This is a genomic window from Hydrogenimonas urashimensis (assembly GCF_016593255.1).
Lineage (GTDB): Bacteria > Campylobacterota > Campylobacteria > Campylobacterales > Hydrogenimonadaceae > Hydrogenimonas > Hydrogenimonas urashimensis.
Genome location: NZ_AP023212.1, coordinates 1459808 through 1474072 on the forward strand (window position 1 = coordinate 1459808; position 14265 = coordinate 1474072).

Consider the following 14265-nt stretch of genomic DNA (forward strand, 5'->3'; position numbering starts at 1 on the left):
CCATTACTTCTTGCTTTGGCAAACCATGTCTTTACGAAGCGAAGTCAATCCATGTCCCTTTTTAAACCTTGTAGAAACCTTTGTACCACTCCACAAACTTTCCTATTCCCTCATCCAATCCGGTCTGCGGCCTGTATCCGAAATGGTTTTCCAATGCGCTCGTATCGGCCCATGTCGCCTCGACGTCTCCGGGCTGCATCGGCATCATGTTCATTTGCGCTTTTTTGCCGAGATGTTTTTCGAGTGTCGTGATGAAGTCCATCAGTTTGACGGGGCTGCCGTTGCCGATATTGTAGACTCTGTAGGGGGCAGGTGATGCAGCGGGGTCCGGGTGATGAAAGTCGAAGTTTTCATCGGGGTCGGCAGGTTTTTCTATCACATGGACCACCCCTTCGACGATGTCGTCGACATAGGTGAAATCCCGCTCCATCTTGCCGTAGTTGAATACGTTGATGGGACGGCCATTCAAAATGGCATCGGCAAAAAGCATCGGTGCCATATCGGGACGGCCCCATGGGCCGTAGACGGTAAAAAAGCGCAGACCGGTTGTTCTGATGCCGTAAAGATGGCTGTAGGTGTGGGCCATCAGTTCGTTGCTCTTTTTCGTCGCCGCATAGAGGCTGACCGGGTGGTCGACACTGTCGCTTACCTTGAATGGCATCGATTTGTTCAGGCCGTAGACACTCGAACTGCTGGCGTAGCAGAGATTTTCGACATCGTGGTTGCGGCATCCTTCCAGAATGTTGGCAAAACCGGTGAGGTTGCTCTGAATATAGGCCATCGGATTTTCGAGTGAATAGCGCACACCGGCTTGGGCGGCGAGATTGCAGACCGCATCGAATTTCTCTTCTGCAAAAAGTTTGTTGACGGCTTTGGAATCCGCCAGATCCATTTTGTAAAAACAGTGTCCGTCAATGGTGCTGTCAACCCGTTTGTTGGGCTCGATTTTGTCGGAATCTATTCCGAGCTCTTTCAGTCTTCCGTATTTCAGGCCGACATCGTAATAGTCGTTGATATTGTCCAACCCAACGACTTCGTACCCTTTCCCAAGAAGTCTTTTGGCCAGATAAAACCCGATAAATCCGGCGGTTCCGGTCACCAATATCTTCATTTGACCGTCACTTCCGACCGGATTTTTTCCACGGTTTTCGGTCCAATCCCTCGTACATTCTGTAACGCTTCAATGTTTTTGAATCGGCCATGCGCTTTTCTGTAATCGACAATCGCTTTCGCTTTGACGGGGCCTATGCCCTTTATTTGTGTCAATGTTTCAACATCTGCTGTGTTGACATTGACAGCCGCCCATAACGACAGGCACGCAAACAGCATAAGTGCCAACAGTTTTTTCATCGATACACCTTAGATGTTTTTAGGTGATATTATATCGAAAGTGCGAAGAGGAGAATAGTGAAGAGAAGTTGAAAAACCCGCCCGCGGAAGGCGGGAAGGTTCGTTACGCCAGAGCGGCTTTGGACTGCTCGACGATTTTGGCAAATGCTGCCGGGTTGTTCATCGCCATATCGGCCAGAATCTTGCGATCGAGTTCGATACCGGCTTTTTTCAATCCGTGCATGAAAGTGGAGTAGTTCATATCGTTCAGACGGCACGCTGCGTTGATACGGATAATCCAGAGTTTTCTGAACTCTCTTTTTTTCTGTTTTCTGTCGCGGTAGGCATAGACCAGGCTTCTTTCAACCTGCTCTTTCGCTTTCCTGAAGTGTTTTCTTCGACCGCTGTAGAAGCCTTTGGCAAGCTTCAGAATTTTCTTGTGTCGGCGTCGTCGTACGACTCCCGTTTTGACTCGTGGCATGTTTTTTTCCTTTCTTTACCTTACATCTTTTTGATGATTCGGTGCCGGAGCTTTGCCGGACTTGCCCTTTTCAGGGGAACGCTTGCTTGATACCTGTCGGAATTATTTCATTCCGAGCATCGTTTTGACACGTGCTGCATCGACATCCGCTACATACTGCGGATTGCGAAGATTGCGTTTGCGTTTCTGACTCATCTTGGTCAAAATGTGGCTTCGAAACGCACTGCCGCGTTTGATTTTGCCGCTTTTCTTGACCTTGAAACGCTTTGCAGCGCCGCGTACCGTCTTCATTTTGGGCATGAACTTCCTCCTTTGTAAGATCGACACGGAGAATCCGTGTGCAAAATGGGGCGTAATTATAGCAAAAAAGTCGAAAATGCAGAAATCGGCGGCAACGAATCAATCACCGATTCGGCCCCGAGCCTATGGCCGCTCTGCCAAAGCCGAACTACTTTTTGCCGGGTTTCTCTTTTTTGGGAACCACGTACATATTGATGTAGCGTCCTTCGTGGAAAGGCCCCTTTTCGAGTTCGGCGATATCTTCGACCATCGGCCAAACTTTTTTGAGTACTTCGACACCCGCTTCCGGGTTGGCCATCTCCCGCCCCCGCAGGAAGACACGGAACTTGACATGCTTGCCCTGTTCGAGAAACTCCCTGGCGTGCTTGACTTTGTAGCCGATATCGTTGTCGGCGATCTTGACGGAGAGTTTGATCTCTTTAACTTCGATCTGTTTCTGCTTCTTTTTCGCCTCTTTTTTCTTCTTCTCCTGCTGGTACTTGAACTTCCCGTAGTCCATGATTTTGGCGACCGGCGGATTGGCCTGCGGCGCAATCAGAACGAGGTCGAGCCCCATATCGGCCGCCTTGTTCAGCGCCTCGTCGCGGCTGACAACGCCGTACTGCGTACCGTCATCGCCTACAAGGCGAACCTCCCGGGCCCGAATGTCGTCGTTCATGATTACGTCGTTTTTTTTACTCAAATTTTGACCTCACTTGTCTGCTCCTTGATCAGTTTGATAAATGCTTCCGCGTCCAGATCGAACTGTTCGCGTTTCCTTCTGTCGCGAACCGCCACTTTGCGGTTCGCCACCTCTTCGTCTCCGATAATGGCGATCATCGGCACCTTCTGCTTCTCCGCCATCCGCACCCGTTTGGCCAGTGATTCGTTCCTGTCGTCGATATCGCAGTCGATATCGAATTCGGCCAGTTCGTTCGCCAGCTCCTTGGCGTAGGCGACATGATTCTCGGCGATCGGCACGAAAATCACCTGCGTCGGTGCGATGAACATCGGAAACTCCCCGGCGAAATGCTCCGTCAAAATGGCGATGAAGCGCTCGAAACTGCCGAGAATCGCGCGGTGGATCATCACCGGACGCGCCCGCTCGTTTTTTTCATCCACATACTCCATTTCGAATCGTTCAGGAAGATTGAAATCGACCTGAATCGTTCCGCACTGCCATTTCCTTCTCAAAGCATCGGTAATTTTGATATCGATTTTAGGGCCGTAAAAGGCTCCGCCCCCTTCGTCGATCCCGTATTTGAAGCCGTTTTCGTCCAGCGCCTCTTTCAGGGCCTCTGTCGCCGTTTCCCATATTTCGTCGCTTCCGATCGCTTTTTCGGGCTTGGTGGAGATCTCCATCTCATAATCGAAACCGAAGACTTCCATCACTTTGTCGACGAATTCGAGCACCTCGATGACGACGGGTTTGATCTGATCGGGTGTGCAGAAGATGTGGGCGTCATCCTGGGTAAATTCCCTGACACGCAACAGACCGTGAAGGACGCCGCTTTGCTCATGGCGATGAACGACGCCGTACTCGAAATATTTGAGCGGCAGCTCCCGATAGCTGTGGATATCTTTTTTGTAGATGAGAATGTGGCCGATGCAGTTCATCGGCTTGAGGCCATACTCCTGGCCGTCGATTTCGGTCAGGTACATGTTTTCGCCATAGCAGGCGTAATGGCCGCTGGTACGCCACATGTCGGCTTTGAGAATTTCGGGTCCGCGTACCGGCTCATACCCGCGGCGACGGTGGGCTTTCCAGAGAATCTGCTCGATCTTGCTGCGAAGACGCGCCCCTTTGGGCATCCAGAAAGGCAACCCCGCCCCCGCTTCGTCGTCGAACATGAAAAGCCCGAGCTCCGTGCCGATTTTGCGGTGGTCGCGTTTTTTGGCCTCTTCGATCATCGCCAGGTACTCTTTGAGCGTCTCCTTGTCGGCGAAGGCGATGCCATAGATGCGGGTGAGCATCTCTTTGTCGGAGTCGCCACCCAGGTAGGCCCCCGCCACGCGGGTGAGTTTGACGTTTCTGAGGTATTTCGTGTTGGGAACGTGGGGACCGCGGCAGAGGTCTTCGAAGTCCCCCTGGCGGTAGATGCAGAGCCTTTCGTCCTCGATCCGCTTCATCACTTCCTGCTTCAGATCGTCTCCGGCAAACTTCTTTTCCGCTTCGCTTTTGGGAATGCAGTAGCGTTCGATCGGGATCTTTTTGTTCGCCAGCTTCTGCATGGTTTTTTCGATCTTTTTGAGATCGCTGTCGCTGATCTTCTCGTCGACGCGAAAATCGTAGTAGAATCCCTCCTCAACAACAGGGCCGACGAAAAACTGCGCATCGGGATAGAGCTGTTTGATCGCCTGCGCCATCAGGTGGGCGGCGGAGTGGCGGATGACTTCCAAGGCTTCGGGGGAGTTGTCGAAGTAGACAGGTTCGCAGTCGCTGCAATCGGTTTCGGCAGCGGTTTGGGTATCGATTATCTGCCCATCTCTTTTTTTATAGGCAATGATCTCTTTTTCTTCCAAGCAATTCCTTGTTTAAACCGGTTAAAATTTCGAATGTTCGGAGTATTATACATGAAAGAAGTATAAAAAAACATTTAAGGCTGGAAATTCAGGGATTTTGGAGAGAAGCGAAGTGGTGGCCACGACAGGACTTGAACCTGTGACCACTACCATGTCAAGGTAGTGCTCTACCAACTGAGCTACGCGACCACTGTTGGTAGCGGAATTATACAAAAGATTCTTTTATTTTTTCTTAAAATTCAGAATCAAAATCCACAGAACCGCCAGGTCGATCATCACGTCGGCGAAGTTGAAAACAGCGAAGTCGAAACCGCAGTGCCAATCGACATAGTCGACGACACCCCCGTGCACGAAGCGGTCGGAGATATTGCTCAGACCCGCCCCGAAAAGCAGGCCCAGGGGGAGGCTGTAGCGCTTCAGGTGGCTTCCGCGGACCACGTATCCCAGCACGCCCGCCAGAAGCGCCAGCTGAATCCATTTGAGCCAGGGACCGAGAAAGGCGAACATCGAAAAGGCGACACCCCGGTTGAAAACTAGTGTCAGCGAAATGCATGGACTCTCCCATCGCCAACCGGCGAGGAAGATCGATTTGATGCTCTGATCGATCAGAAAGATGCCCGCGAGCGCCAGCAGAAAAACGGCCCACGACCTAGGCATTGAGCGCTTTTTTGAAAAATTTCTCCAGATCCTCCATCCAGCTTTCGATCTTTTTGGCGCTTTTGCCTTCCAGCAGGATGCGGAGTTTGTTTTCGGTGCCGCTGTAGCGGATCAGGGAGCGAAGGCCGTCCGCTTTGATGGCGGCTTCCTTCTCCTTCAACCCCTCGATCGACTCGAGCGGTCTCTTTTCGGCCACCCTCAGGTTGAGCAGCTTCTGCGGGTAGAGCTCGAAAGGGTTCAAAACTTCGCTTGTCTTTTTCCCGCTGCGAAGAACCAGCGCGATCGTCTGCAGCGCCGTCACCAGGCCGTCGCCTGTTTTGGCGTATTCGCTGAAGATGACATGGCCGCTCTGTTCGCCCCCCAGAACGCAGTCGTTCTTCTGCATCTCTTCGAGCACGTACTTGTCCCCCACATTGGAGCGCACCAGCCTGATGCCGTGCCTGCCCAGAAAATCCTCGAATCCCTGGTTGCTCATGACCGTCGCGACGACACAGTCGTTTTTGAGCCGTCCATCCTTTTTCATATAAAGAGCCAGGGCGCCGATCAGCTTGTCGCCATCCACCTGTTCACCCTTTTCGTCCACGACCACGAGCCTGTCGGCATCCCCGTCGAAGGCAAAGCCGATATCGGCGCGGTATTCCCGTACCTTTTCGCTGAGCGTCTCCGGATGCATCGCCCCGCAGTTGTCGTTGATGTTGTAGCCGTTGGGCTTGTTGTTGATAACGATCACATCGGCACCCAGCTCCTCAAATACGGTGGGGGCGACGCGATAGGCCGCGCCGTTGGCGGTATCGAGAACCACGCGGATATCGTTGAGCGTCAGATCGAGAGGAAAGGAGTTTTTCAGCTGAACGATATAGCGGCCGATCACGTCGTCGATCCGCTTGGAGGAGCCGATCTCCTTGCCGGTTTTCTGTGCGTGAATCATCCGCTCGGTATCGAAAAAGATCTTTTCGATCGCCGCCTCGTCCTTTTCGTTCAGTTTGTTCCCGCGCGAATCGAAAAACTTGATCCCGTTGTCTTCGTATGGGTTGTGGCTGGCGCTGATCATGATGCCCGCGTCACACCGCATGTTTTCGGTCAAAAAGGCGATGGCCGGCGTGGGCATGGGGCCGATCTGGATGACGTTGTAACCTACCGCTGTCAAGCCGCTGACAAGGGCGTTTTCTATCATGTAACCGCTTCGTCGGGTATCTTTGCCCACGAGTATCTTGTTGGTCTTCGCATACTGCCTGAAATAGATCCCCGCCGCCATGGCGAGCTTCATCGCGACGAACGCATCGAGATCCCTGCCCGCCATGCCGCGGACACCGTCAGTGCCGAAAAGTCTCATTTTTCTCCCTCTTCGGAAATCTTACATTTAATTTAAATTTAATAAATTTTAAGCTATGATTCCCCAAAATTTTCTAATGACAAGGATTATACCACATGGCACATCATAAATCGGCAATCAAACGCATTCGTCAAACAGCGAAGCGTACAGCCCGCAATCGCTACTACAAAACGCGCATCAAAAACATCACAAAAGCCGTTATCGCCGCCGTCGAGGCAGGTGACAAAGAGGCGGCGGCAGCCGCGATGAAAGTCGCCAACCGCGAACTTCACAAGTATGTCAGCAAAGGCATTCTCAAGAAAAACACCGCGGCACGCAAAGTAAGCCGCCTCCAATCCAAAGTCAACGCTCTCAGCGCCGCGTAATCCGCGCGCCTGAGGCACCCCCATGCTACGAGAAAAACTTCAGCCTTTTATCGACCGCTACAACGAAATCACCACCCTTTTAAGTTCTCCCGAAATCACCAGCGACATCAAAAAGATGACCGAACTCTCGAAAGAGCAGTCGGATCTCGAACCGCTTGTAGAGAAAGCGAAAGCCTACATCGCTACGGTCGAGGCGATCGAAGAGAACAGGTCGCTTCTTTCCGATCCGGAGCTGGGTGAGCTGGCGGCAGAGGAGCTCAAAGAGCTGGAACCGCAGCTGGAGAAGATGAACGACGAAATCAAACTTCTCCTGATCCCCAAAGATCCCAACGACGACAAAAACATCTACCTGGAGATCAGAGCGGGAACCGGCGGGGACGAAGCGGCCCTCTTTGTCGGCGATCTTTTTAAAGCCTACGTCCGCTATGCCGAAAACAAAGGGTGGAAGATCGTTATCGAAAGCTCCAGCGAAAGCGAAGCCGGAGGCTACAAGGAGATCGTGGCGCTCATCAAAGGCGAGAAGGTCTACAGCCGCCTCAAATACGAAGCCGGCACCCACAGGGTCCAGCGGGTACCGGCGACCGAATCACAGGGGCGCATCCACACCTCCGCCGTGACCGTCGCCGTGCTTCCGGAGGTCGAGGATGTGGATGTGCAGATCAACCCGAACGATCTGAAAATCGATGTCTATCGTTCCAGCGGCTGCGGGGGACAGTCGGTCAACACCACCGATTCTGCGGTGCGCATCACCCACATTCCCACCGGCATCGTCGTCTCGATGCAGGATGAAAAATCCCAGCACAAAAACAAGGAGAAGGCACTCAAAATCCTCAAGGCCCGCATCTACGAAAAGCATCTTCAAGAGCAGCTCGCTGCCTCCAGCGCCGACAGGAAGGCACAGGTCGGCTCGGGAGACAGAAGCGAGCGCATCCGCACCTACAACTATCCCCAGAACCGAATCACCGATCACCGCATCGGATTGACACTGTACCGTCTGAACGAAATCATGGAAGGGGGTCTGCTCGACGAGATTATCGAGCCGCTGATCGCCCATTTCCAGGCAGAAGCGATCAAAGAAGCGGGGCTGTAGAAAGATGCCCCGCCATGGCGGGGTCGAAATTTCAGTTGGTGTTGGCGAAAATCCGGTAGGAGAGCATCGCCATCTCGTTTCCGCTCTGCAGCGCCGGGGTCCGCTCCGGCGCATCGTAAAGATTCCACGCATACTCTTCGATGCGGTTTTTTACCATCACGGTGTACTTCTCACGCAGTTGCGAATAGCGAAGAAGATAGGCCGCCGCGACGAAGCCGTTGAAAGCTTTTCCCTCTTTTCTCGCACGATAACGCGCCTCCCTGAATTCTTCGTAGGCCCAATGGCGGTTGAGGTTTTTCATGTAGGAGGCGATGGACTCTTCCAGGGAATCGAAAATGCGGATTTTGTGGTGTTTCCCAGGTTCCCGTTTTTTTGGGATGATCCCTTTTTTGCCCCAGGTCCACTCTCCGAACAGGTTGTTGGCTTCGCGGACGAAGCGGCTGCGTCCCCAGTTGCTCTCGATCGACGCCTGGGCAAGCACCAGCGAAACAGGGATCGTATCGATCCGCTTTCTATACTCCTCTTTGGCGTAGAGGTTTTTGATACGGTACTTTTTCGCAAGCGCCCGAAGCTTCGCCTGCTCTAGGGGCGTGACGATTTCGTTGCGTTCGAGTTTGGCGAAAAAGGTTTCGACAAAAGTCCGCTCCGTTTTGATCTTTTCCTCCGCTTTTACAATTAGCGGATAGAGAATCTTGACGAATGCCTCTTTCTGTTTTTTAGCATCTTTGATGGCATAGTACTCTTTTGGAAACGATTTCACCGCATCGGCGAAAAGCAGCGCCGATGTCAGCAGAAATCCTGTAATCAATCTGGTCAAATATCTTCTCCGGTAGTCAATTTGTCAATGGCGGCGTCAAAGGTGTGACGCACCTCTCCTTTCAGAGTCAGCGTCTCCCCTTTTTTCGCCAGATGCAGCCGTTCGCCGCTTCTTGGAACGACGCTCATGCGATCGGGCACCCTCTTTTCGAGATTGGCCCGGTAGAAACAGGCCGCCATGCCTGTGCCGCAGGCGAGTGTCTCCTCTTCGACCCCCCGCTCATAGGTGCGCACACGAAGGATGTCGCCGTCGACGGCTGCGATATTGACATTGGCGTTGTAACGCTGCCGCAGCGTGCGCGCCTCTTCGATATCGAAGCGGTCGACACTCTCTTTGAGCGCCACGAGATGGGGCACACCGGTATTGATGAGCCACCAAGTTTCCCCGAAGGCTTCGATGGTTTTGTCGATCATGACAGGTGGTGTCAACTCGCTGGTGACAACGTTGCCTTCCACTTCGGCCTCGATGAGACCGGCCAGTGTCAGAAAACGCATACGCGCGCCCGCCAGCCCGTTGCTGTGCGCGTAGAGTGCCGCCGCACGGCTTCCGTTGCCGCACATCTCCGCTTCGCTGCCGTCGGCATTGTAAAACTGCCACTGAAAATCGTATTCCGGATGGGGCAGCAGGACGATAAGCCCGTCAGCGCCTATGCCTTCGTGACGGTGGCAGAGACGTCTGGCAAGGTCGCTTCTGTCAACCTTGACAAAGGTATGGAAAATAACGAAGTCATTCCCGCTTGCCGAATATTTGCCGGCCGTCATCGTGGCTCCTTTAAGGGAGTGTTAAAAAACTGCGGAATTATACCATACCTTAAAAGGTGCTTATATTAAGAGAAATTGTTAGTTTGATGCCCGGGATTTGGTGATTTCGTCGAAGATGCGTTCCGTTTCACGCTGAAGATATTTAAGGTTCCGGCTGTTGTCGATGAGCCATGTGGCATGCCGTCTTTTCTCTTCGATATCGATCTGCGCATTCAGGCGCGCTTCGGCTTCCTCTTCGTCAAGCCCCTCCCGTTCCATCAGACGCTTCTTCTGTATTTCACGTGGCGCATAGACGACGATAACCTTTTCGATCGGATAGCTGCCGGTTTCGAAAAAAAGAGGAATGTCGACGATGTAGGGGCCTTTGAGAGCATCCTGTTTTTCACTCTGGCGGGCAATCTCCTCCCTGATTTTCGGATGGATAAAAGCCTCAAGCTCCCGGCGGGCGACAGCATCCGAAAAGATCAGTTTTCCGAGTGCCTGACGGTCGATGCGGCCCTCTTTGAGATATCGGGGACCGAAAAGTTCTCCGATTGCGGCGGCCTCCTCGTCCAGTATACGGCGGGCGATGGCGTCGGCATCGATGATTCGCAGACCGTAGAGTTTCAGAAGGTTGCATACCGTGGATTTGCCGCTTGCGATACCTCCGGTCAGTGCGATCGCGTACTCAAATGCCATGTCAACGCTTGATATACTCTTTAAGAAGTTCGAACGTGCCTGTCGAAAGGGCGAACTGGGCGATGTGAAGATCGCTGTTGTACCAGGTAAATCCGTCGGTCAGGTCGGCGCGCTGAAGATTGATATCGGCCGTGGGGTGGAAAAACTTGCTTCCTAAAGCAAACCACTGCTCGCCGCCTGTGCGTACCATCGACGTGTAGCGAAAGGGCATGACGATCTTGAATTCCCGTCCCAGTGCGGCAAGAACGCTTTTGTGGCCCGCCATGTCGAAAAGCTGGCTGCTCGCATCCATGACGACCAGACCCTTTTGTGTCAAAACACGGTTGGTCTGCGCCATCACCGCTGCGTCATCGAGGTAGATTTCGTCGAATCGGTTGAAGATGACAATGTCGTAGGTTCCCTCTTTTGCTTCGGCAAGGAAGGCGAGGGGGTCTTCCGTCTTGAAAGTGACACGTTCATCCTCCAGCGCTCTGTCGTAACAGCCGAAGATTTTGGCGGCATCGACGATATCGCTGTCGCGCTCCACCACATCGATGCTCACCCTCTTGTGCTTGAGCAGTTCCGCCGCCACCGCACCGTCACCGCCGTCAATGACCAGCACCTTTCGGGGTTCTTCATGGCTGCACATTGCCGTATGCGCCAGCACTTCGTGCCGCATGGCGCTGTCGTGCTCGCAATAGAGCGCCACGTCGTCTTCTACGAGAATCTTTCCGAAAAATCCGGAATCGAGGACGGCGACACCGTCTTGGTCAAAGAGTTTCTCTTTTACTTTGTATTCGTTTTTTACAATATCTACGACTCCCTGAGTCAGCCACATATTCTTTCTCCGTCGGGAAGTTTTGAACGATTGTAGCAAAATCGGTTAAAAGTTTTTTGAAGAAAAAGAGCGCTTCCGAAACAATGGCTCCCCTCTTCAGCCAAAAAAACCTTTCCCCGCCAAAAAGGTGATGAAGATGAGAATCACCATCACCCCGAACCGGTTGATATAGCGTTTGTTGTTGATGAAGATGGCAACGGTCGTTCCCGCAAGCGTGGAGAGAACCAGAATGCCGTAGAGTATGAAAAGCAGCGCCACCCGATCTTCGGGGAATTCGGAACGGGTGGCGTCACCGAGGACGAAAGTCTGCACCGCCACCCAGATAATCCAGAGATAAAGCATGACGGAGAGGGAAAAGAGCCAAAAAAGAAATTGAACTTTGCCGCTTTGTTTCACGTTTGCATCTTTATTGAAGAATGGATTTCATATTATATTCAAAAGCACAAATAAGGAGTCTCAATGAGCGCTTTGGTTGAGTTCGCCATGTTTCCGACCGACAAGGGCGAAAGTGTCAGCGCCTATGTGAGCCGTATCATGAAAGTTTTCAAGGAGCGCGGCATCGATTTTCAGCTCACGCCCATGGGCACGATTTTCGAATGCGAGAGTGTCGAAGAGGCGACCCGTCTCATCAATCTGGCCTATTCGGTTCTAGAACCCGACTGCAACCGGGTCTATACGACGATCAAAATGGATATCCGCAAAGGAAAATCGGGACGGATGAGGCAGAAAATCGCATCGATCAACCAACATCTTTCCCGCGATGAGTTGTGATATAATTTTGCAAAATTTTATCCTTCGGAGGGAATGGTATGTGCGCGGAAAGAGTTCAAAGAATTTTGACGGCGATCATGCTGGGACTCGCCCTGATGTTTCTGGCCCAGGGCGCTGCCGGCAATGCGCTTTCGCTTAAAATCGGTGTGGCGCTGCAGCTTTTCATCATCCTGATGATGCTGGTGTGGGCATTCACCAATTTCTGTCCCTCACTTTGGTTCTTCAACAAGATATTCGGACCGTGCGACTGGAACAAACAAAAGAGTGACAAATGAGCAGAGTCAGCTATAAGGATGCCGGTGTCGATATCGATGCGGGCAACGCCTTCGTCGAAGCGATCAAACCCGCCGTCAAATCGACATTCGATGCCAACGTGATCGGCGGGATCGGCTCCTTTGCCGGCGCCTACGCGGTCCCGAAAGGGTACAAAGAGCCCGTCATGCTGGCTGCCACCGACGGCGTCGGAACAAAACTCAAGCTCGCGATAGAGAGCGGCAGGCTCGACACCGTCGGCATAGACCTGGTCGCCATGTGTGTCAACGACCTCATCTGCAATTTCGGAACCCCTCTCTTTTTTCTCGATTACTACGCGACGGGCAGACTCGATGTCAACGACGCCAAAGCGGTCGTGGAGGGAATCGCGGAAGGGTGCCGCCAGAGCGAATGCGCCCTCATCGGCGGTGAGACGGCGGAGATGCCCGGAATGTACAGCGACAGCGATTTCGACCTGGCCGGTTTCTCCGTCGGCATCGCCGAAAAGGGGGAGATGAACCGCCTCGAACATGTCAGGGAGGGGGATGTCCTGGTTGCCCTTCCAAGCAGCGGCATCCACTCCAACGGTTTCTCGCTGGTGCGCAAACTGCTCTTCGAAAAGCTGGGGATGAGTTTCGACGATCCGTTCGACGGCAAACCGCTTATCGAAACGTTGCTGACGCCGACACGTATCTATGTGAGGACCTTCAAGGCGCTGAAGAAGAAAATCAATGCCCTTGCCCACATTACCGGCGGCGGTCTTGTCGAAAACCTCCCCCGCGTCCTTCCCGACAATATGCACGCCGTGATCGAAATCGAGAAGATTCGCACCCTGCCCATCTTCGAGCTAATCGGACAGCATGTCGCAAAAGAGGAGATGTTCCGCACTTTCAATATGGGAGTGGGGATGGTGCTGGTGGTCAGTCCCGACAATGTCGACGATGTCCTCGCCCAAAGCGACGGTTATGTCATCGGGTCTCTCAAGCTCGGTGAAAAGGGTGTGACCCTCTTTTGATCTACACCCTCTCCAAACTCTTCGGTGCCCTCTTCCTGCCGCCGGGCGTCTTCATCCTCGTGCTGGTCCTTGCGGCCCTTCTCGCCAGGCGTTGGCGCCCCTTTTTCGCCACATCTGCCGCGCTCTTCTATCTGTTGAGTCTCGAGCCTGTCGGGCACGCCCTGCTGGAACCGCTGGAGGCGCCCTATCGGAAAGTGCAGCTTCCCGCCGATGCCGATGCCGTCGTCATGCTGGGTGGCGGAAAGATTGAAGAGAGTCCAAACTTCCCGCTCAAAACGCTGGCGTTCAAACGTGCCGTCTACGCTCTGATTGTCGCCAAAAAACTCGATCTGCCACTCATTGTCAGCGGCGGCGGACTGCACGGCTACACGGAGGGCGACGCTTTCCTCGATACACTTAAGGATCTCGGACCCATTCTGGCCACCCAACCTCCGCGCATAGAGGCCTACGAAAAACGGTTCGCCATTCTGCCGGAAAAGAGGAGTCTCGATACCTACCAGAATGTCCTCTACACCCGGCAGCTTCTTCCCCCATCACCCAAAGTTGTTGTCGTCACATCGGCCTCGCATATGAGGCGCGCCCTGATGATTTTCGCCCATTTCGGCATCGATGCGGTTCCGGCCGCCACGGATTTCCACGTCTCGAAAGAGCCTTGGGACGGATACGACTTACTTCCGCAAATCGACGCCCTGTATAACAGCTGCCGGGCGCTTCACGAATATTTCGGGATTGTCAAAATTTCGCTAAGAGATGCGGCAGAAACGAAATGAAGCCGCAGAGGTTAAGCGAAGCGGGTGGTGTTTTCTCGTAAAATTTCGATTTTCTGAAATGGAATGTCTGTGACAGGATGGCGCGGTGGACGGGACTCGAACCCGCGACCTCCGCCGTGACAGGGCGGCATTCTAACCAACTGAACTACCACCGCACCATGAAGAAGAAAGTGGTGACCCGTGTTGGATTCGAACCAACGGCCCATTCCTTAAAAGGGAATTGCTCTACCAGCTGAGCTAACGGGTCAACCGGGACCGAAATTATACTCTCTTTTCTTTAAATTCCGTTTAGAATTCGTTCCCGTGACAGAAGCGGCTTCGCAATGG

At 53.1% G+C, this 14265-nt stretch carries 19 protein-coding genes and 3 tRNA genes; 6 read left to right on the top strand and 16 right to left on the bottom strand.

Translation table 11 applies throughout. The annotated features are described in order from the left end of the window. Positions 1-61: 61 nt before the first annotated feature. The 9 genes from JMG82_RS07490 to glmM form a co-directional block, all read right to left on the bottom strand. Entirely contained in the window at positions 62-1111 is a 1050-nt protein-coding gene (locus tag JMG82_RS07490; RefSeq protein ID WP_201352088.1) for an NAD-dependent epimerase, read from the bottom strand. Next, entirely contained in the window at positions 1108-1350 is a 243-nt protein-coding gene (locus JMG82_RS07495; protein WP_201352089.1) for a ComEA family DNA-binding protein, read from the bottom strand. Before JMG82_RS07495 ends, JMG82_RS07490 begins: the two co-directional genes overlap by 4 nt. Before the next feature lie 103 nt (positions 1351-1453). Continuing rightward, positions 1454-1810, bottom strand: coding sequence for a 50S ribosomal protein L20 (gene rplT, locus JMG82_RS07500; RefSeq protein ID WP_201352090.1), 357 nt, complete (start codon positions 1808-1810; stop codon positions 1454-1456). Positions 1811-1912: 102 nt separating this feature from the next. Further along, a complete protein-coding gene (gene rpmI / locus JMG82_RS07505) occupies positions 1913-2110 on the bottom strand; it encodes a 50S ribosomal protein L35 (protein WP_201352091.1) in 198 nt (65 codons plus the stop codon). A 148-nt stretch (positions 2111-2258) separates the two neighbouring features. Continuing rightward, positions 2259-2792, bottom strand: a complete 534-nt coding sequence (gene infC / locus JMG82_RS07510; RefSeq protein ID WP_201352092.1) for a translation initiation factor IF-3 — start codon at positions 2790-2792, stop codon at positions 2259-2261. Then, positions 2789-4612: a threonine--tRNA ligase gene (thrS, locus tag JMG82_RS07515; protein ID WP_201352093.1), complete on the bottom strand. Its 1824-nt coding sequence runs from the start codon at positions 4610-4612 to the stop codon at positions 2789-2791. The genes infC and thrS overlap by 4 nt, the downstream gene beginning before the upstream one ends. Positions 4613-4725: 113 nt before the next feature. After that, a tRNA-Val gene (locus tag JMG82_RS07520) sits at positions 4726-4801 on the bottom strand. A 33-nt stretch (positions 4802-4834) separates the two neighbouring features. Further along, positions 4835-5269: a signal peptidase II gene (gene lspA / locus JMG82_RS07525; protein WP_201352094.1), complete on the bottom strand. Its 435-nt coding sequence runs from the start codon at positions 5267-5269 to the stop codon at positions 4835-4837. Next, positions 5262-6602: a phosphoglucosamine mutase gene (glmM, locus tag JMG82_RS07530; protein ID WP_201352095.1), complete on the bottom strand. Its 1341-nt coding sequence runs from the start codon at positions 6600-6602 to the stop codon at positions 5262-5264. Before glmM ends, lspA begins: the two co-directional genes overlap by 8 nt. Before the next feature lie 95 nt (positions 6603-6697). Between glmM and rpsT the strand changes: the two genes are divergently transcribed. Together rpsT and prfA are read left to right on the top strand one after the other, a co-directional pair. Next, entirely contained in the window at positions 6698-6967 is a 270-nt protein-coding gene (gene rpsT, locus JMG82_RS07535) for a 30S ribosomal protein S20 (protein ID WP_201352096.1), read from the top strand. Between the two features lie 22 nt (positions 6968-6989). Continuing rightward, on the top strand, positions 6990-8057 hold the full coding sequence (gene prfA / locus JMG82_RS07540) for a peptide chain release factor 1 (RefSeq protein WP_201352097.1): 1068 nt from the start codon (positions 6990-6992) through the stop codon (positions 8055-8057). 31 nt (positions 8058-8088) lie between these two features. On the opposite strand, the gene JMG82_RS07545 is transcribed toward prfA, so the two are convergent. From JMG82_RS07545 to JMG82_RS07565, 5 genes are all read right to left on the bottom strand, one after another. Continuing rightward, entirely contained in the window at positions 8089-8874 is a 786-nt protein-coding gene (locus tag JMG82_RS07545; RefSeq protein WP_201352098.1) for a glucosaminidase domain-containing protein, read from the bottom strand. Beyond that, positions 8871-9635, bottom strand: a complete 765-nt coding sequence (gene dapF, locus JMG82_RS07550) for a diaminopimelate epimerase (RefSeq protein WP_201352099.1) — start codon at positions 9633-9635, stop codon at positions 8871-8873. Before dapF ends, JMG82_RS07545 begins: the two co-directional genes overlap by 4 nt. A 78-nt stretch (positions 9636-9713) precedes the next feature. Continuing rightward, positions 9714-10313 (bottom strand): dephospho-CoA kinase, encoded by a 600-nt coding sequence (coaE, locus tag JMG82_RS07555; RefSeq protein ID WP_201352100.1) that lies wholly within the window; start codon positions 10311-10313, stop codon positions 9714-9716. A 1-nt stretch (position 10314) separates the two neighbouring features. Next, positions 10315-11130, bottom strand: a complete 816-nt coding sequence (locus JMG82_RS07560; protein ID WP_201352101.1) for a spermine/spermidine synthase domain-containing protein — start codon at positions 11128-11130, stop codon at positions 10315-10317. Between the two features lie 96 nt (positions 11131-11226). After that, positions 11227-11526 (bottom strand): hypothetical protein, encoded by a 300-nt coding sequence (locus JMG82_RS07565; RefSeq protein ID WP_236579116.1) that lies wholly within the window; start codon positions 11524-11526, stop codon positions 11227-11229. 63 nt (positions 11527-11589) lie between these two features. Between JMG82_RS07565 and JMG82_RS07570 the strand changes: the two genes are divergently transcribed. From JMG82_RS07570 to JMG82_RS07585, 4 genes are read left to right on the top strand one after another with little or no spacing between them, the layout of a single operon-like run. Next, positions 11590-11901, top strand: coding sequence for an MTH1187 family thiamine-binding protein (locus JMG82_RS07570; protein WP_201352102.1), 312 nt, complete (start codon positions 11590-11592; stop codon positions 11899-11901). Positions 11902-11939: 38 nt separating this feature from the next. Continuing rightward, positions 11940-12176, top strand: coding sequence for a phosphoribosylaminoimidazole synthetase (locus JMG82_RS07575; protein ID WP_201352103.1), 237 nt, complete (start codon positions 11940-11942; stop codon positions 12174-12176). Beyond that, positions 12173-13168 carry a phosphoribosylformylglycinamidine cyclo-ligase gene (purM, locus tag JMG82_RS07580; RefSeq protein WP_201352104.1) on the top strand — a complete coding sequence of 332 codons (996 nt, stop codon included), beginning with the start codon at positions 12173-12175 and terminating at the stop codon, positions 13166-13168. The genes JMG82_RS07575 and purM overlap by 4 nt, the downstream gene beginning before the upstream one ends. Beyond that, positions 13165-13938 carry a YdcF family protein gene (locus JMG82_RS07585; protein WP_201352105.1) on the top strand — a complete coding sequence of 258 codons (774 nt, stop codon included), beginning with the start codon at positions 13165-13167 and terminating at the stop codon, positions 13936-13938. The genes purM and JMG82_RS07585 overlap by 4 nt, the downstream gene beginning before the upstream one ends. A 78-nt stretch (positions 13939-14016) precedes the next feature. On the opposite strand, the gene JMG82_RS07590 is transcribed toward JMG82_RS07585, so the two are convergent. Further along, positions 14017-14093, bottom strand: a tRNA-Asp gene (locus JMG82_RS07590). Between the two features lie 16 nt (positions 14094-14109). Beyond that, positions 14110-14185 (bottom strand) — tRNA-Lys (locus JMG82_RS07595). Positions 14186-14265: the final 80 nt, after the last annotated feature.